The following is a 17,543-nucleotide window of genomic DNA, read 5'->3' on the forward strand; positions in this document are numbered from 1 at the left end:
GGCATGTCGCAGCCCAATCCCTTTGCCGATGAACCGTTGCCAACTGGGCAGCGCTTGCAATCGGCGGCGGATCCGTTGGATCCCTACGCAGCGCCGGCGGGAGGCGCCGAATATGAAGTGCAGCACGCTGGACCCGGCCCGGGTGTTTGGCGGCAGGGCGATTTGGTGGTCGTTCATCAGTCGCTGAATTTGCCCGAGCGGTGTATTTGGACCAATGAGCCGACGAAACGTCGCTTCACGGTGCGGTTCACCTATTACACTTGGCTGGGGCTGCGCGGCTGGCAGCTTGATTTTGCGTACAGTTTTTCGCGGACCGCACTGTGGCGCATGATGAGAAAGGTGCTGACCGGGCTGGCGATGTTCACCGGTTCAGTCGGTGCGAATGCGGGGATCATCACGCTGGAAAGTTACAATTACTTTCAATTCGATTGGCTGGCTCCTTTGTTCGTGATTACCGCGATCGTCGGCTGCATGCTGGCCTATCGGGCGTCCCGCGAGCCGCTGTCGCTTGTGTACCACGAACAAGGCTACTTTTGCCTTCGTGGTGCGAAGGAGCCGTTTTTAGAGTCGTTGCCGAACTGGCCGGGGCTCCACCGCTAGTCGATTCCGCCTCTTTTGAGGTCACGAAGGGGGATTTGGTCCTCTGGTCGCCAGCTGACCGATTTGCTACCGTAACGGCTTCCAAAAAATGTCGCTATTTGCTTGAACCAACCATGACCACTGTCGCTGTTCCCGCTCCCCAAGCGATCGCCGGGGTTACGCCTGCTCAGACGCAAGAAACCACGGTAATGACGGTTTGGCCGTCGGTCGCCGCTTACGGCATTGGCCGCACGCTGGGTCAGCTGTACGACATCCGCATGCCGGACATTTATTTCCTCCGGCTCGGTCGGCTGCTCGCACTGGCCTTTGTCCCGGTCTCGCTGGTGCTCTTCTTTTTCCGCGTTGCTCCTTACATCGGCACGCGGTACACGCTGACCAACCGCCGCTTGATCGTTCACAAGGGTTGGAAGATGGTCGAAGACAAAGCCATCGACCTCGACCGCTTCGACAAGATCGAAGTCGAAGTCCTCCCCGGCCAAAGCTGGTACGAAGCCGGCGACCTGGTCTTCAAGCTCGGCAACGTCGAAACCTTCCGCCTCGACGGCGTCTCGCGCCCCGAAGCGTTTCGCTCGACCGTCTTCAAAGCCCATCAAGTTTACGTGGGTGTGAAGAAGGCCCAGAAGCGCTAATCGCCGACTGATTCGTCAGCAACAAAACACAGCCGCGGGCTAACGCCCAGCGGCTGATTTTTTGCGCTACATTCTTAATGCTCCGGCACTTTGATCGTGATGCCATAGTTTGGCGCCACGGCCAACAGTTTCTCGATCTCGGCCTTGGTTGGCGGCGATGGGATATCGCCCACCTTTGCGGGCACACCAACCTCGAAGAACATGTTTTCCAAGCCCGCCGGCGCGACCGAAATAATCATGCGGGCAGTTTTGTCCGAGGCGTTCTTGAACGAATGCTGGCTGCCGATCGGCATGTTGGCAAACATGCCTGCCGTGGCAACAAGCTGCTTTTCGCCAACCGTGAACGTGATCTCACCATCGAGGATGTAGAACGACTCCTCTTCACGGCTGTGAGTGTGAGGCGGCGGCCCACCGCCAGGCGGCACCGTGGCCTCGAACATGGCGTACTTGCCGTCGGTCTCGTCGCCAGTTGCCAGAAAGCGGTCGAGATCACCAACGACGGCGATGGTGCGTCCTTCGGAGGGCGTGCGGAGAATTGGTTGAGTTTTCAAGGGGTTTGCTCCTTGGTTTTGCTTTGTGCTTCGCTGCTCGCAAAGGCGCGATACAGCAACATGTCGTAAGCGATCTTGAGTCCACCGGCGACGAAGAACGGCAGGCTCATCATCGCGGGGCTGCCGATGAAGATCGTCGCCAAGAGTGGTGAGATCGAGCCTCCAATGGATCGAGCGACTGCCGTGACACCAGCCGCCGCCGAACGTTCATCAGGTTGTACCACCGCCATCGTGTATGCCTGACGCGTCGGCACGTCCATTTGAGAAATGCTGAACCGCAGCAGCAGCACACTAATAGCCCAGTAGACGTTCGGCATCAGGGGAACGAGGATCAACAGCACGTTCGACGGCAAATGAGTGTAGACCATCGTGTTCACCAGCCCTATGCGTCGCGCCAGCCAACCCGCAGCCAGTGCTGACAGGCCGGCGAACAAGTTGGCAAACAAAAAGATCGTGCCGAGCATCGCAGGATCGAGTTGGTAGCGAACGTGAAACCAGTAGGCGATCACGCTCTGAATCACGAAGCCGCCACCGAACGCATCCAGGGAAAACAGCAGCGACAATTTAAACACGGTCCACCGAGATTCATGTAACCCGAGGACCGTCTTTCGCAACGGGTCAGTTTTGGCGCTCGGTTCGATCGCTGACGATAGCAGCGCGAACCCACCCATCATCGCCGCACCGATCGCGGCGTAGGCCCAAAGGATCGGACGATAGACGGCAGCGCCTTGCAGTCCGAAATGGAGTGAGGCTTCGGCGATCAGTCCGCCTGCGAGCGCGCCGAGCGCCATCGAAAACGAGCCGACAAGGTTGTACCAGGCAAAGACATCAGTCCGCCGATCATCGGCGACAATGTGCGAGAGGGCCGCCTGCTCGACCGAAAGGAACGGCCCGATCTCATTGCCGCTGGGACTGATCACGCCAATCGTGGCCGCGATCACCAGCAGAATAAAGTTGCCCGTCGCGAGAAAGATAACACCGGCGAGGGCCATCAACAGTGCACCGACCAGCAATGTGCGACGCCGACCAATTCGATCGGCGTTCGTGGTCAACCACAGAGAAATAGCCGTATCGCCGATCAACGTCAGAGTCAGCATCAGTCCAACTTCCCACTCCTTCAAGCCGACCTCGACCAGGTACAGCATCAACACGACGGACAGCAACCCGTAGGCAAACATCCGCGAGCAGCGAGTGGCAAAGAGCAGCCAGCCATCGCCGATTAAGATGCCAGGGGAGTTTACGCTTGCCATGCCAGAGTTGTAGCAAATTACCGTAGTCACACGAAAAGCGACCGCGGAAACCAACGAAAAAAGCCCGGCAACTTTCGTCGCCGGGCTTTCTTAAATCTGCAATCTGAAATCTGCAATCAAAGCGCCACGCGGAGCGTGGCGGCTACACTACAGACCCTTCTTGGTCATCATGCTCAGCACTGCCACTCACAACATTCGGAAACTCATGATGCATTCTCCACAAGGTGCTTTCGAAAACCACGGTTGCGGGGGATGTTAGTCTTGCGAAAGGAGTGGCGTCAAGTAAATGCCCTGGGAAGTCGTTTAACCGAGACTCTCGAACTTGGCTTGCAACGCCGAAAGTTCAAGAGGAGCAATGCGCTTGTGGTGATTGTTGCTGGAGTGCATCTGTTCCACGGCCTGCAGGAGTTCTGCGCTACGATCAGGATCAAATCTTGCATAGGCAAGCGCCAGATTCGAGTAGAGAAGATTAGGCAAGGTTTGAGAAGCTGCGCGTTTTTTATGCTGCTTGCCAATGCCCAAAAGATCCTCTTCGAGAAAGGCCTGCTCATCTTTGCTGATGCCAGCACGGCGAACCTTGACCCGCGGCTCGCCGTTACGGTTGTCAATGATGCGTGCTGGCTTGAGCGAAACATAGTAACTGCAGCGCATCGCTTCTCGGTACAAGGGATGGGCCTTGCCTCGATAGATTTTACATTTTTCCAGTCGCTGCAAGTGTCCCAGCACTCGGTCGGTTCGTTGCGGAATTCCCCAAACGGCTAAATAAGCGCCAGTTTCGTCATTCCAACCTTCCATCACGCCGCGTTCAATTTGGCGGTCTGGAAATCGAACACCGATCGTGAGCGGTTCGGAGGCGAGGAACGCGCCTTGCCACGAGAGCAGCGCCTGAATCCGGTATTTTCCCGGTTCGGTGAAGACAAATCCATTCGCGCCATAAGTCAGGTTGATGTTTTCGTAGATTGCAGGCCGCGAGGCGTTCAATTCACAACTGCGACTTTCCACGTCACGCCTTACGGCAGGTTGAAATCGCACCACGTGGCCGTTGGGCTTTTCGATCAAGTACGTTGTCGTTCCTAGCGAGGGATTCAAAGCATCGGGTACTGGTTGGCTCTGCGGAGCGGATTTGAATTGCGGGCCTCTGAGTGACAATTTTGCTTCGATGTTGATTGGCTCGCCGAATTCAAAGAGCAACCGCTCGGGTCGCGTGCGCAGCTTCAATTCCAAACCAGTGACCTTAACCGGCTTGAGGTGATTGGCAATATCCTGTGAGCGCCCCGGTGGATCCGTGAAGCGATACCAGCCCATGACGACAGATTCCAGTCGGTTGTGATACAGATGATCGAGTTCTCGATCGGAAAAGCACAACGGAGCGCCTTCATAAGCCGGCCAATAGGCCTGATCTTTGCCTGGATAACGACTGGGGTAATTCATGCAAGAGCGAGAGGAGCAGTCGCTCGAGTCATCGGCTGCAAAAGGATGGACGAGATTAAAGACGTGCCCTAACTCATGTGTCGCCGTCCGGATAAAGTCGCGGCGAAAGTTGTCCAGGCCGCTGGATCGTTCGCGGGCCCGCCAAAAGACGGCTGCCCCGCGGCGCTGAACGCGATCGCGAACATCAAACATAATCCCAGTCGTGTAAGGTCCTGCAGTGGCACGTTCACCCCGAAACCAAGGTGTAGCCAACAGGTACGCTCGCCAGGCGGGTTGCTGCGCTATTTCCGCGTATCGCGAAAAGTTGTCTTCCATCGCGCCCAATAATTCTCCCTCGTCCCATTCGCTCTCCTCGCCACCAGCGACGGCGCCGATTGAGTCCTGACTCGAAGCGTGTTGCAGCGTGACCCCGGCCTTACGATAGTTTTCGGCCACGTCTTGCATGATTCCCCAAATCAAGGTTGCAGTTCCTGGGCTGGCTACTGCGTCAATCTCATAGGTGAGGGCGCGGAGTGCAGTCATCCAAAAATTCAGGTCGCCTTCGTAAGCCTGAGGCGACAAGGTATTCGTTGTCGTTAACTGAATCCGTAATTTGCTTTTCGGCGAATCTCCAGCTTGATGAACCTTAATGCTGATGCTTTGTTCGGGATTGGTTAGCAGCACTCCAGTTCCCACAAAGCCCTTGCCATCGGAGGCGGATTGTAAGGCACCCAGCGAGTAAAAGGAGCCATGAAAGGCTTCCACGTCCGGAAGCATAGGGTTGAAGTTGGCGAGGGAGATTCCTCGGAATATATCGCCGCTGATTCGCTCCGGCCGATTCGTATTGCCATTGCCAAATTCACAGCGCAACAGGAGCAAATCGGTACCAACCTTGCCGATGTAAGTCCCACGAGCTATCTGTAACACGCTTCAGCTCCCAATTCATCGCCAGCATTATCCGAAATTGCAATTGTTAAAGTGTAACGCACAAATCACTCGTTTTAAGGGGATTCATTGCACCTCAAAAGCTGCGTAGCCGATACAAACAACCAATTCAAAATATGCTAATTCGACCAATGTGCCAGGGATTGTCACATGCGTTGGCTACTAATCGTGTGCTTGCTCTTGGGAGGTGGCTGTGCGGGCTTAACGGCTCGCAAAGTACCCTTGCAACATCGCCTCGCTGGTGTGGATAAGCAAAAGGGGTTTCGCTACTACCTCTCGCGCCCCTACATCGTGGTCAGCAAACGAATTCTGGTGCACCAGGATGTTTTGCCAGGAGTCCTACTGCAGAGAGACAAGTCGAAGGACCCCATGCCAATGGCTGGGCAAGTCCCTGCGGATGACGTCACTGCCGATTTTGCGGTGCGACTAATTTTGGCGGATGGCAGTCAACGAACCGTTGACTTGGCAGGTCACGACAATCCGGCTGCGAAGGACTGGGAGCCGGCTAACCTATCTGCTGCAATGGGGATGGCCTCGATCTATGGAGCAGAAATTCCTGTCAGCTTTGCGGCGCAAGGTGATTTGGAATACTTGGAGTTTTACCGCCTGCAGGATTTCCGCGCCGACCGTCAGGCTCTAACCGTTGCGGAGACACTGCAGAAGGAAATCCTGAAGACTGACGGCAAGATTGAAGAGGATCCAGCAATTCCCTCTTTCCAAGTTGCTCATTTGCCTGACTTCGAAGAGCAAATGGCGGTGAAACATCACGCATTCCTATCGACAAATAAATTCTCCATGCTGTTCCGCGACGGCTGGCAGCTCGACTCGCTCAAAAGTAACTCCGACACTACCGAAGTCCCAATTGCGATTCTCAAGACTTTGCAAAAAGCAATCGGTGCAGCCAGTTCTTTTGAACAAGAACGCTTGAAACGAGTTGCGGAGATTCAGGGAAAAGGAGGCGAAAACAAAGATGGCGGATCCAACGGAGCGGCCGCATTGGTTCCGCAGAGGATGGCAGGAGTGGTGCGATACTACATCGAGCCCGGCATGTATCGAGTCAATAAGGAGTCGGAGCGGACACCAGGATTGGACGAAGAAAGCCCCTGCGGTCTGCTGACGTCTTTCGGCCTGCCGATCGCCACCGACACCGAGATTTGGCAAGTCGCGAGTGGTAGTCAATTGGACAAGCTAGCAGCCGACAAGCGTCAGCTCGAACAGGATGTGAAAGATTGCAAGGACGCGAGGCAGAAACTCGAAGATGAACTTAAGAAGAAGAATAAGGGTGGCAACCAAAACCAAGGTGGCAACCAAAGTCCAGCACCTGCGGAACGGACGACTCCTCCGCTGCCTACGGATGGAATGGGTGCCCAAGTCTTACCGCGGCGTCTACCAACCCAACCCAGTCACGGGCAGTTGCAGCACCTGCAATTGCGGCCACCGGACGTGCTTCGGGTTGGCGATTGAACTGTTGCGAGTCTTGTCCCTTTCCTTTGTCACATTATGTCTGACAGGTGCGAACATGTTTCGTTGCGTATTCGCCGGTTTGCTTACGCTCGTCTTGTGCGGTTGCGCAAGTATGCAAGTCAATAAGATCACACAATGTGATCGCGTGACTGGCGCCGACGAACACATCAAGGGTTTTCGCTATTACTTGGCGAGACCCTATGTCGTCGTCAAAAAGCGAATAAAGGTTTCACAGCAAGTTTCGCTGTTGGCCATTAACACGAAGGACACCTCCTGGGCGAAGGCATTCGTAGAGTCCTACGGTCGAAATCCTGCCGAGGCCTTGGCCTTGGTGCCCGCACAGTATGTGCGCCGATGTGAAACGAACAACGACGCGTTTGAGGCAGTTTCCGCTTCTGAATGGGAAGCGATGAAGAACCGGCTGCGGCCTGCCAAAAGTGATGTCCTGCCGGTATCGCATACCGAAAGCCTTGGAGCCATGAACCTGGCCAGCACTCTGCAAGCTGCTGCACCGGCCGCGGCAGTAGCGGCTCCGGTGCAGGGGCAAGTTGCAGCAAGCGCTGCGAAGCAGACCAGTGAGACTCGTCCCTCCGCCCCGCTTGCTGACGCCGAATGTCAAACGCCAGCTGGTCCGTCGGTGGCGTTGTCAGGCGACATTGAGGTGATCTTCCTGCCCGACATGGATGAACAATACGCAGTTCACAATCGTAATTTTCTCGCGAAGAGCAGTTACAACTTGCAATTTAAGGAAGGCTGGCAGTTGGCCGCGGTCAATGGTGAGTTTGATTCGACAGAGGTCGCGATTGAAGTGCTCAATACGATCGACTCCGCAATCGAAGCCGCCAAAAGTGTGGCGACCGCCCGCTTGCCGTTGCGTTATCCAACTCCACCAGCTCCGGGCGGCAACGCCGATAAGACAATTCCTCTAGCCGACTCAAAAGCAGGTCGCGAGATCGTGTTCCTCGAAGCACTCGCCGTCACCTACTTGCGTCCCGGCATCTACCGTGTGAACAAACCCTGGGAGATGGAAAATGGCAAGCCGGACTCGCCGGGGTTGCTGGCTCAAATGGGCTTGCCCACGGTAACTGATTATCGGGTGAAGCCGGCCGATTCACTACCAACGCAGCCGGAACTGGCAACCGAATAGCCGTCGGCTGATCTGAACAAAAAAGCCCGGCAACTTTCGTCGCCGGGCTTTCAGTTTTTAAGATATTCGATCTGCAATCAAAGACGCGCCACGCGGAGCGTGGCGGCTACACTACAGACCCTTCTTGATCATCATGCTCAGCAGGTCGCACACGCGGTTGCTGTAGCCCCATTCGTTGTCGTACCAGCTGACGAGCTTGAAGAAGTTGCCGTTCAGTTCGATGCCCGAACCCTTGTCGTAGATCGACGAGGCCTTGCAGTGAATGAAGTCGCTGCTGACCACTTCGTCTTCGGTGTATTCGAGAATGCCCTTGAGGTAGGTCTCGCTGGCCTTCTTGAAGGCGGCCGAGATCTCGGCGTAGCTGGTGGCCTTCACGGTCTTGAACGTGAGGTCGACGGCCGAGACGGTGGCGGTTGGCACGCGGAAGGCCATGCCGGTGAGCTTGCCCTTCACTTCGGGGCAAACCAGTGCGACCGCGCGAGCAGCGCCGGTCGTGCTGGGGATGATGTTTTGAGCGGCAGCGCGGCCACCCTTCCAGTCCTTCTTGCTCGGACCGTCGACGGTCTTTTGCGTGGCCGTGTACGAGTGAACGGTCGTCATCAGGCCTTCGGCAATGCCGAAGCCTTCCTTCAGCAACACGTGAACGAGCGGCGCGAGGCAGTTCGTCGTGCAGCTGGCGTTGCTGACGATGTTGTGAGCCTTGGCATCGTACTTGTCGCAGTTCACGCCCATCACGATCGTGATGTCTTCGCCCTTGGCGGGAGCGGTGATGATGACTTTCTTGGCGCCAGCGGTGATGTGTCCCTTGGCTTTTTCGGCTTCGGTGAAGAGGCCCGTCGATTCGATCACGACGTCCACATTCATAGCCTTCCACGGCAGTTCGGCAGGGCTCTTGGCGCTGACGACGGCGATGTCCTTGCCGTTCACCACGAGCACATCGTCTTCGGCCTTGTCAGCCGACGACTTCTTCGAGCTGAACTCACCGGCGAAGCGACCTTGGATCGAGTCGTACTTGAGGAGGTAGGCCAGGTTATCGGCAGGAACGATATCGCCCACGGCGACCACTTCCACATCCTTACCCACAATGCCTTGCTCAACCATCGCCCGGAAAACCAGGCGGCCGATACGACCGAAACCATTGATTGCGACGCGAACCGCCATGCGACTCTCCCTCTTAGAAAACGAGCCCTCTTGAACGAACTTCAAAAATCTTTTGGCTCCAAGATTCTATCGGCAGCGAAACCGGCGTCAAAGGCCCCGAAATATGGTCTGACGCGAAGACATCTGCCCTTATTCCCTCCTGGAAACTGCCCTGAAACCCTAGCGGCAGTTGAGTTGCCAGCAAAGGCATTTAAGGGGCATTTGAGAATCCTTATGGGTAGCGAAAATTTTTGGTGCCAACGACCACTAGTGAAGCTGGCCCCAACCTGACAGCTTATCAGTCACAGGTTTGCATTCGCAGGCCAGAAAATGTGCTGGCCGCCTGCAGGACCGGACGACCCGGACCGATGAACATTCACGGCCTACGAATGTTGACTTATTTGAGCAACATTCGTAGGATTTGCCTGCAACGGTAGTTCAGGACTCGAACGCCGGGACCTTTTTATGAGTCGCGCACTGCACCGATCTGCGTTATCTATGTCGCACTCAACGTCGCCGGATTTGCGCGTGGTTTCGCCGCCAGCCGAGACAGCCGAAGGAAAGTTGGTTTACACGCCCGAGTTGCAAGCCGAGCTCGCCGCGGCCAGTCAGCAACTCGAAACGGCGACGCCGCAGGATATTCTGCGCTGGGCCGTCGAGCACTATGCGCCACGGTTTACCATGGCCACGGCTTTCGGCCCCGAAGGGATGATCCTCATCCACATGTTGGCCGAAATCGCGCCGGAAACGCCGATCTTCAACCTCGACACTGGCTATCAGTTCAAAGAAACGCTCGAGCTGCGGGAAGAAGTCAAACGCCGCTACGGCATTGCGGTCGAAATGAAAAAGCCGGCGCTCACGGTCGAGCAGTTCGAACAGGCCAATGGTGGGCCCGTTTATCGGACCGATCCCGATCGCTGCTGCTTCGAGCGGAAGATCAAAGTTCTGCAAGAAGCTTCGGTGGGCATGCATGCCTGGTCGAGCGCGATTCGCCGCGATCAAAGCCCCGATCGCGCCACGGCGCCGATCGTTGGCTGGGACAAAAAGTTTGGCCTCGTGAAGATTAGCCCGCTGGCCAATTGGAATAAGAAGCTCGTCTGGAGTTTCATTTCGAAAAACAACGTGCCGTATAACCCGCTGCACGACGACGGCTATACGAGCATCGGCTGCTGGCCCTGCACGCGAGCGGTGTCGATCGGCGAAGACGAACGGGCGGGCCGCTGGAGCGGTTCGGCCAAGACCGAGTGCGGGCTGCATACTCAGTGATTGTCTCCGCCAAAACCGAATACGCGTGCATTGCCATCCTCGAATTGGCGACCCGGCACGACAGCGGAGAGCCCGTGCGCATTCGCGAAATCGCCGATGCCCATGGCATTCCCTCGCGTTTCCTGGTCCAGATTCTGCTGCAGCTGAAAAGCGCCGGCCTGGTGAACAGCACCCGCGGCGCTGCCGGCGGGTATCAACTGGCCCGCGATCCCAGCGAGATCACGCTGGGCGAAGTCATGTCGGTCGTCGATAGTCAATCAGCCGCCATCCGCTCCTACGCCGAGCATCCGACGCGCACCGCTCAGATCCTCCTCAAAAGCTGGCAAGACGTCGCCCGCCAGGAGCGCGACATGCTCAGCAAAATCTCCTTCGCCGATCTCGTCGGCGCGCTCAAGGAGCAGGGCGAAGAGATGTATTACATTTGAGTAGCCGTTGCGGTTCGGGAGGGCGAGGCTCCCGCCGAGCCGCAGACCTGCCGCGCACATCACCTTCCTTTGCCTAACTCGGCTCCGCAGGAGCGTCGCCCTCCCGATGACCAATGTTCTCGAAAAAATCGTCACTCACAAGCGCGACGAAATCGCCGCGCTCAAGTCAGCGCGCGCTGAATCCGAACTCCGAGCGCAACTAAAAGACGCCCCGCCAACGCGAGACTTCTTCGCCGCCCTCGCCGCCGATGGCCCCATCAAGTTGATTGCGGAAGTCAAAAAAGCGAGCCCCAGCAAGGGCGTAATTCGGGCTGACTTTCACCCGGTCGAAATTGCCAAGGCCTATGAGTCTGCCGGCGCGACTTGCTTGAGCGTTCTCACGGACGTGCACTTTTTTCAGGGCAGTCTCGACTATCTCACACAGATCCGGGCTGCGGTCAATCTGCCGCTGCTGCGGAAGGATTTCATCCTCGACACCTATCAACTTCTCGAAGCTCGCCTCGCCGGCGCCGATGCGGTGCTGCTGATTGCCGAGTGCCTCGACGATTGCAATCTGCGCAAGCTGCACAACGAAGCCGTCGAGCTCGGCCTCACACCACTCGTCGAGTTCTACGACGAAGAAAACCTCGACCGCGTGCTCGCCGCCGGCGCGCAGTTGATCGGCGTGAATAACCGCGATCTGCGGACGTTCGAGATCGATTTGAATCGAACCATCACGATGCGTTCGCGCGTGCCGCTCGATTGCGTATTCGTGGGCGAGAGTGGGATTTTCACCCGGACCGATGCGATCCGTTTGCAGGAAGCCGCCGTCGATGCCATGCTGGTGGGTGAGAGCCTGATGCGCGAAAAGGACATCGCCGCCGCGACGAGACAACTCCTGGGATTAGGGAACTGATCAATGGCATCGACGATGGAGAACATTTCGACGATCAACAGCTTTCTGCGCACTATCCTGGCGACGGTCGTGCTCAGCGCTGCGAGCGTCGCTGGTTGGTTCGGCTACTCGACTTACTACAAGAACGAAATCTCCGCCAAAAAAAGTGCGGAAGAGCTCGCCGCGGCCAACAAGGAACTCGAAATCTCGAAGAAGGACCTCGAAGCCAAGACCGTCGAGATCGCGCAGAAGACGGTCTTGCTCCAAGAGCAGCAGGCGCAGATTTCAAAACTAAGCAAAGACCTTGAACGGCTCGAGACGTCGCTGGCTCTGATGAAAGTCGATCATCGCCTGGCGCGATTGGCGGTCACCGACCAAGGGCTCGATCCGCAAGGCCAGCCGTTCTCGCTCGTCGAATTTGTCGAGCTCAACGACGAAGGCGCCCCAATCGATACTCCGCGCGAGTTTCGCGTCCGCGGCGATCTCGTCTACATCGACAACTTCCTCGTCAAGTTCGAAGACAAGTACGTGGAACAAGCCGACCTCGAGCGCGGCACTTCGCTGATCCTGTTCCACCGCATCTTCGGCGACAAGCAGCAACCCGCCGAAGGCTTTCCGCTCGACGAAAAAGATCAACGGCCGAAGGCGTACGCTCGCGCCGGCAAGATGTCGGACCTCGAGAAAAAGATCTGGGGCGACTTCTGGAATATCGCCAACAACGACCAACTGGCCCACGAAATGGGCATTCGTGCGGCCCACGGCGGCGCGGTCTCGATGAAAGTGCAAAAGGGCAAGAGCTATCGCGTGATCATGCGTTCGACCGGCGATCTTTCGATCGTGCCGGAAGATAAGTCGCCGATGGAACGGTAACGCGAAGTCACGAAGTATGCAGGCCCAGCGCGGCCCGTCGTTGGCTGCGCAGCGAAGTGTATAACGAAGGATTCTCGCTTGCTTCGTTTTTGGCCCTTCGCTTCATGACTGCCGAACCTCGCCGTCCTAGTCTGAATGTGCTGCAGCCCGCCACGGCGATCGATCCGGTGTGCGGCATGACGGTTGACCCTGCCCATCCGGCGGGCACGGCGACGCATGGTGGCAAAACGTATTACTTCTGCAGTCAGCACTGCGTGAAGAAGTTTCAGGCCCATGCAGCTGAATACGCCAGCGGGAAGAAGCCGACAGAGGCGATGCCAACTGCATCGGCCACGGCGAAATATACCTGCCCGATGGATCCCGAGATTGTGCAGATCGGCCCCGGCGTGTGCCCGAAGTGCGGCATGGCCCTTGAGCCGATGGAACCAACGGCAGACGCTGGGCCCGATCCGGAACTGCTCGATATGCAACGGCGATTCTGGATCGCCGGAGTGCTCGCGCTCCCTGTGTTCTTGATCGCGATGGGAGGGCTGGTCCCTTGGCCAACGCTGAGCGGGTTCCTGCATCAGCACATGGCGGCGCTCAGTTGGTTGCAGCTGCTTTTGGCAACTCCCGTGGTCCTCTGGTGCGGTTGGCCGTTTTTTCAAAGGGCCTGGCTGTCGGTGGTGCATCGCAGCCCGAATATGTTCACGCTGATTGCCATCGGCGTCGGCGCGGCGTTTTTGTTCAGCCTGGCAGCGACGATTGCACCGCAGATTTTTCCAGAAAGTATGCGCCATTGTGACGCCGTAGAACCCTATTTCGATAGTGCTGCCGTCATCATCGTGCTCGTGCTGCTCGGACAAGTGATGGAACTGCGAGCGCGAGCGCAAACCGGCGCCGCCGTGCGGGCTTTGCTGGGCCTCGCGCCAAAAACTGCGCGCGTGATTCGCGACAACGGCAACGAAATGGATGTGCAGCTGACGGAAGTGCGCGTCGGCGATCGCTTGCGAATCAGGCCGGGTGAGAAAGTGCCGCTCGATGGCGTGGTGCTGGAGGGAATGAGTTCCGTCGATGAATCGCTGGTGACCGGCGAGCCGATTCCCGTGGAAAAATTTGCGGGGCACACGCTGACCGGCGGCACGCTGAACGGCAACGGTGGGTTGATCATGCGAGCCGAGCGCGTGGGAGACGATACGCTGCTCGCCAGCATTGTGCGGATGGTGACGGCAGCCCAGCGAAGCCGAGCGCCGATTGAAAAGGTCGTCAATCGCGTGGCGATGTTCTTCGTGCCGACGGTCTTGCTGGCGGCAGCGATTACGTTTGTCGGTTGGTATGGTTTCGGAAGTGAGCCGCGACTGCAGCACGCCATTTTGAACTCGGTGGCAGTCTTGATCATCGCCTGTCCGTGTGCACTGGGACTCGCCACGCCAATGGCAGTGCTCGTTGGCACCGGACGCGGCGCACAGGCGGGAGTTCTCTTTCGCGATGCGGCAGCGCTCGAAGAGTTGCAGAAGGTTGATACGCTCGTCCTCGATAAGACTCGCACGTTGACGACCGGTCAGCCGCAACTAGTTTCGATCATTCCCGCGGCCAATGTCACCGAGAACGAACTCTTGTCGCTGGCCGCTGGATTGGAAATCGCCAGCGAACATCCGTTGGCTGCCGCGATTGTTCAAGGTGCAAAAGAGAAGCAAATCGCGCCTGTGAATGTCCAGGCCTTTCAAGCGATCACTGGCAAGGGAGTGATCGGAAACTTCGAGACCAAACGGATCGCACTTGGCAACTCGGCGCTGATGCAAGCGGAGAAGATCGATCTCTTGGATTGGCAGGAGCTTTTGCAGCAACTGCAAACGGCTGGACAGACGGTGATGATCGCGGCTCGTGATGGCCAAGTGATTGGACTGATCGGCGTGGCCGATCCCGTCAAAGCGACCACGCCCGAGGCGCTGAGTCAGCTGCGGGCGATGGGTTTGCGGATCATCATGCTGACTGGCGACAACCGCACGACGGCGGATGCTGTTGCCAAACAGCTCGGCATCGGTGAAGTCATCGCAGATCAACTGCCGCAGGACAAAGGGAATGTCATTGCCCGCCTGAAGCGTGAGGGGAAGAAAGTCGCCATGGCTGGCGACGGTGTGAACGACGCGCCGGCTCTCGCGCTGGCCGACGTCGGCATTGCGATGGGAACCGGGGCCGATATTGCGATGGAAAGTGCCGCCGTCACGCTGGTGCAGGGTGATCTGCGCGGCATTGTGCGGGCCGTTCGCTTGAGTCGCGCGATCACGGCGGGCATCCGCCAAAATCTGTTTCTGGCCTTCGTTTACAATGCCGCGAGCATCCCGCTGGCGGCGCTCGGCTTGGTAAATCCGATGCTGGCATCGGCGGCGATGAGTTTGAGCTCGGTGAGCGTGATTTTGAATTCCCTTCGGCTACGGAAGTTGAAATTGTAGACGAGTACATCGCGGCGGCTGGTTCGTTTTCTCTGGCGAACAAACGCCCGCCGCGTTATCGTGACAGTATCGACATTTTCCCGCCTTCCAGGTGCCTACCATGCTTCGTTCTCTCGCAACCTTTGCCTTCGCCGTGTTGGCGGTCGTTCAAACCGCATCGGCGCAAACTCAACAGCAATGGCAGCAGCAGATGGCCCGCATGCGGCAGCAGGGGCAGCAAATTCAGTGGGAAAACACCGATTTCTCGGGCAACATCAAGGGAACGCAGGGGCCTCTGCTGCAGATCACCGCGAGCACCGGCGAAAACTGGATTGTGCAAGTCGACGCGCGGCCGCAAGACGTTTCGTTCACGGGGAATGCTGATCCCGCCTTTTTGAAGGCCGGCATGCTGGTTGAGTTCAAAGCCAAATTGAATAAGCGGGGCCAAGCGACCGAGCCGGTGCAAAATCTGACGATCATCACCGTTCGTGAAGGCCGCGGCGTGGGTGTCGGCCCGGAAGGTGCTTCGGGTGGACTGGCCGGCGCGAATCTCTTTGGCTCCAAGCCGGAGGAAAGTGAAAAGGAAAAGAAGGGGCCGAAGGTTAAGGAAGAAGACGTTGTGCAAAACATCGCCGGCCAGATCACCAAGGTCGGCCGAACTGGAGATCTGACGATCAACTGCGCGGGCACCACGGTGAAGGCCGATGTGGCCAAGGACGCCAAAATCTCGGTGGATGTGAATCACCTGCAGTTTGCTCAAGTCGGCGACAAGGTCGAAGTGAAGGCCAAATTTCCGATGGGGCAAAAGGCCGCCGGTCAGGCCCTTGCCACGCAGATTACCGTGACCAGCACGGCGCTGCTGGGCGAGCCCAAGAAGCGAACGTTGCCGGGAATGAAGACCGACGACGATAAGAAGGAATAGTCGCGGCTGCGATGGACGAGACACCTCCCGCGGCGAACGAAGCGACCGCAACGAATCTGGCCACCGCCTATCATGAGGCGGGGCATGCGGTGATCGCGCTGGCGCTCGGCCGCAATGTGCAGCGCGTCAGCATTCTGCCGAACCAGCTGCGGCTGGGGCAGTGCGAACTGAAAAAGGGCCGAGCCAAACCGGCGCATGATCCATTGGAAGTGGAAGTTCTGATTCTGCTTGGCGGTGTCGCAGCCGAAGCGGTTTACACCGGCGAGTATGCTTGGGGCGGCGCTCAGCAGGACTTGCGAGCGGTGCGGGCGATGACCATGCAGCGGGCCGGAAATCAAAAGCAAGTCGAGCGACTCGAACGCCGGTTGCTCGACAAGGTCGAGTACTTACTCGCCGATCCAGCCACCTGGCGAGCCACTGAACTCATCGCGGCAGAGTTGCTGCGCTGCACGACTATCAGCGGCCGAGCGGCTAAGCATTTGTTTGAACAAGCGGCGGCGCAAGTGGAGTAGGCCAGAACAAGCGGTACCCCGCACAGTTCCGGCATGAACTGCAGAGTGACGTCACGCCCGCGGTCTGCCGGAACAGCGCGGAGTACCGCTCGTTCCGGCCTACATCTTTCGCCTACTTCGGTTCTGGTTCGTAGAAAATCTCTTTGCCGCGAACGTCGCGAAAGCGGAGACGCAGATCGAGTGTGAACTCGGGCGAAATGTCTTGCGTGCCGCGAAAGAACTGCTCGCGGAGCAACTTCCATTCTTTCTTGGTCTCGTTGAACTCGTAGCTGAAGACGCGGCAAGTTGCTTCACCGGAAGTTGGGCAATACCAGGCCAGAAAGACGCTGCGGCCGGTGCGATTGAACTCCGCGAAGTCGACTGGAATTCGCTCGGGTGAGAGCAGCTTTGGGGAAGTCTCCTGGATTGTCTTTCGCAGTTCAGTGGAAGTTTTCGCCGTGGCAGGTACCGGCGATTTTTCATCAGCGATGGCCACCGCAGTCAGGCAGAAGAACGCGAGCGAGATATAGAAGTGCATGAGTACTTTCTGGGATGGTTTGAAAGTAGCTGAATTCGCCAGAATTCAGATCGTGACCTCGCAACGACGGCCCTGAATTCTGGCGAATTCAGCTACAGATACTCGGGCACTTTACCATCCACGCGCGGATTGGCGTGTCGCTAGTTTGTAACAACGATTCGGCTCACGCATCGCGATGCACCGTCCCTGGTGAAAACGCCGGCAAGCAAACAGCGATGTACTCTGCCCCTTCGGCTCCCGGGGTGCTGTAGCGGATCCATTCGCCCCGGGGGCAAATGATGGCTTGGCCGGCGGCAACTTCGATCACGCCGGTCTTCGATTCCACTCGCAGCTGGCCGCGGAGGACGATGGTGTACTCGTCGAACTCCGGCGTTTGGCCTGGTTCGCTCCAGCCGCTGGGGCTCGTCATCCGGGCGATGCTCAGGGCTGCGGTCTGGGAATTCACCCGGCCGATGAATTCTTCGATCCGCTTGGGAGGGGTGCCGGCGGCTTCGATGAGCGTGGGTTTGGTGATGAGTTGGGGCATGGTTTCCTCGCGTGGTGATGGTTTGCGACGTGATTATTGCCGATGCCGAGGGTTCCAGGTACGAGCGGTCAGCGTCCTTTCGCC

17 protein-coding genes are annotated in these 17,543 nt (G+C 57.6%); 11 read left to right on the forward strand and 6 right to left on the reverse strand.

Features of this window, described 5'->3' with window-relative positions; all coding sequences use genetic code 11:
- The first annotated feature begins 3 nt into the window (after positions 1-3).
- Positions 4-600, forward strand: a complete 597-nt coding sequence (locus M9Q49_RS09140) for a hypothetical protein (protein ID WP_254508416.1) — start codon at positions 4-6, stop codon at positions 598-600.
- 113 nt (positions 601-713) lie between these two features.
- Entirely contained in the window at positions 714-1,229 is a 516-nt protein-coding gene (locus M9Q49_RS09145) for a PH domain-containing protein (RefSeq protein ID WP_254508417.1), read from the forward strand.
- A gap of 74 nt (positions 1,230-1,303) precedes the next feature.
- Here M9Q49_RS09145 and M9Q49_RS09150 read toward each other — a convergent pair whose 3' ends face one another.
- The 3 genes from M9Q49_RS09150 to M9Q49_RS09160 form a co-directional block, all read right to left on the reverse strand.
- A complete protein-coding gene (locus M9Q49_RS09150; RefSeq protein ID WP_254508418.1) occupies positions 1,304-1,780 on the reverse strand; it encodes a cupin domain-containing protein in 477 nt (158 codons plus the stop codon).
- Positions 1,777-3,030, reverse strand: coding sequence for an MFS transporter (locus M9Q49_RS09155; protein WP_254508419.1), 1,254 nt, complete (start codon positions 3,028-3,030; stop codon positions 1,777-1,779). Before M9Q49_RS09155 ends, M9Q49_RS09150 begins: the two co-directional genes overlap by 4 nt.
- A 303-nt stretch (positions 3,031-3,333) precedes the next feature.
- Positions 3,334-5,367: a hypothetical protein gene (locus M9Q49_RS09160; protein ID WP_254508420.1), complete on the reverse strand. Its 2,034-nt coding sequence runs from the start codon at positions 5,365-5,367 to the stop codon at positions 3,334-3,336.
- Between the two features lie 240 nt (positions 5,368-5,607).
- Between M9Q49_RS09160 and M9Q49_RS09165 the strand changes: the two genes are divergently transcribed.
- The gene (locus M9Q49_RS09165) at positions 5,608-6,849 is read left to right on the forward strand and encodes a hypothetical protein (protein WP_254508421.1); all 1,242 of its coding nucleotides are present in this window, start codon (positions 5,608-5,610) and stop codon (positions 6,847-6,849) included.
- Between the two features lie 145 nt (positions 6,850-6,994).
- Positions 6,995-7,996 (forward strand): hypothetical protein, encoded by a 1,002-nt coding sequence (locus M9Q49_RS09170; RefSeq protein ID WP_254508422.1) that lies wholly within the window; start codon positions 6,995-6,997, stop codon positions 7,994-7,996.
- 111 nt (positions 7,997-8,107) lie between these two features.
- Here M9Q49_RS09170 and gap read toward each other — a convergent pair whose 3' ends face one another.
- Positions 8,108-9,157, reverse strand: a complete 1,050-nt coding sequence (gene gap, locus M9Q49_RS09175; protein ID WP_254508423.1) for a type I glyceraldehyde-3-phosphate dehydrogenase — start codon at positions 9,155-9,157, stop codon at positions 8,108-8,110.
- Positions 9,158-9,634: 477 nt separating this feature from the next.
- Here gap and M9Q49_RS09180 point away from each other — a divergent pair, with 477 nt between their 5' ends.
- From M9Q49_RS09180 to M9Q49_RS09210, 7 genes are all read left to right on the forward strand, one after another.
- A complete protein-coding gene (locus tag M9Q49_RS09180; protein ID WP_254508424.1) occupies positions 9,635-10,402 on the forward strand; it encodes a phosphoadenylyl-sulfate reductase in 768 nt (255 codons plus the stop codon).
- Entirely contained in the window at positions 10,399-10,827 is a 429-nt protein-coding gene (locus M9Q49_RS09185) for an RrF2 family transcriptional regulator (RefSeq protein WP_254508425.1), read from the forward strand. Before M9Q49_RS09180 ends, M9Q49_RS09185 begins: the two co-directional genes overlap by 4 nt.
- Positions 10,828-10,933: 106 nt before the next feature.
- A complete protein-coding gene (trpC, locus tag M9Q49_RS09190; RefSeq protein ID WP_254508426.1) occupies positions 10,934-11,722 on the forward strand; it encodes an indole-3-glycerol phosphate synthase TrpC in 789 nt (262 codons plus the stop codon).
- A 3-nt stretch (positions 11,723-11,725) separates the two neighbouring features.
- The gene (locus tag M9Q49_RS09195; RefSeq protein ID WP_254508427.1) at positions 11,726-12,571 is read left to right on the forward strand and encodes a hypothetical protein; all 846 of its coding nucleotides are present in this window, start codon (positions 11,726-11,728) and stop codon (positions 12,569-12,571) included.
- Between the two features lie 104 nt (positions 12,572-12,675).
- Entirely contained in the window at positions 12,676-15,003 is a 2,328-nt protein-coding gene (locus M9Q49_RS09200) for a heavy metal translocating P-type ATPase (protein WP_254508428.1), read from the forward strand.
- 100 nt (positions 15,004-15,103) lie between these two features.
- Positions 15,104-15,904: a hypothetical protein gene (locus M9Q49_RS09205; RefSeq protein ID WP_254508429.1), complete on the forward strand. Its 801-nt coding sequence runs from the start codon at positions 15,104-15,106 to the stop codon at positions 15,902-15,904.
- A gap of 11 nt (positions 15,905-15,915) precedes the next feature.
- Positions 15,916-16,416 (forward strand): M50 family metallopeptidase, encoded by a 501-nt coding sequence (locus M9Q49_RS09210; RefSeq protein WP_254508430.1) that lies wholly within the window; start codon positions 15,916-15,918, stop codon positions 16,414-16,416.
- Positions 16,417-16,528: 112 nt separating this feature from the next.
- Here M9Q49_RS09210 and M9Q49_RS09215 read toward each other — a convergent pair whose 3' ends face one another.
- Together M9Q49_RS09215 and M9Q49_RS09220 are read right to left on the reverse strand one after the other, a co-directional pair.
- Complete coding sequence (locus M9Q49_RS09215) at positions 16,529-16,933, reverse strand: hypothetical protein (protein WP_254508431.1); 405 nt, start codon at positions 16,931-16,933, stop codon at positions 16,529-16,531.
- Positions 16,934-17,096: 163 nt separating this feature from the next.
- Positions 17,097-17,459 (reverse strand): cupin domain-containing protein, encoded by a 363-nt coding sequence (locus M9Q49_RS09220; protein ID WP_254508432.1) that lies wholly within the window; start codon positions 17,457-17,459, stop codon positions 17,097-17,099.
- Positions 17,460-17,543 lie beyond the last annotated feature (84 nt).

Source organism: Anatilimnocola floriformis (assembly GCF_024256385.1).
Taxonomy (GTDB): Bacteria; Planctomycetota; Planctomycetia; order Pirellulales; family Pirellulaceae; genus Anatilimnocola; species Anatilimnocola floriformis.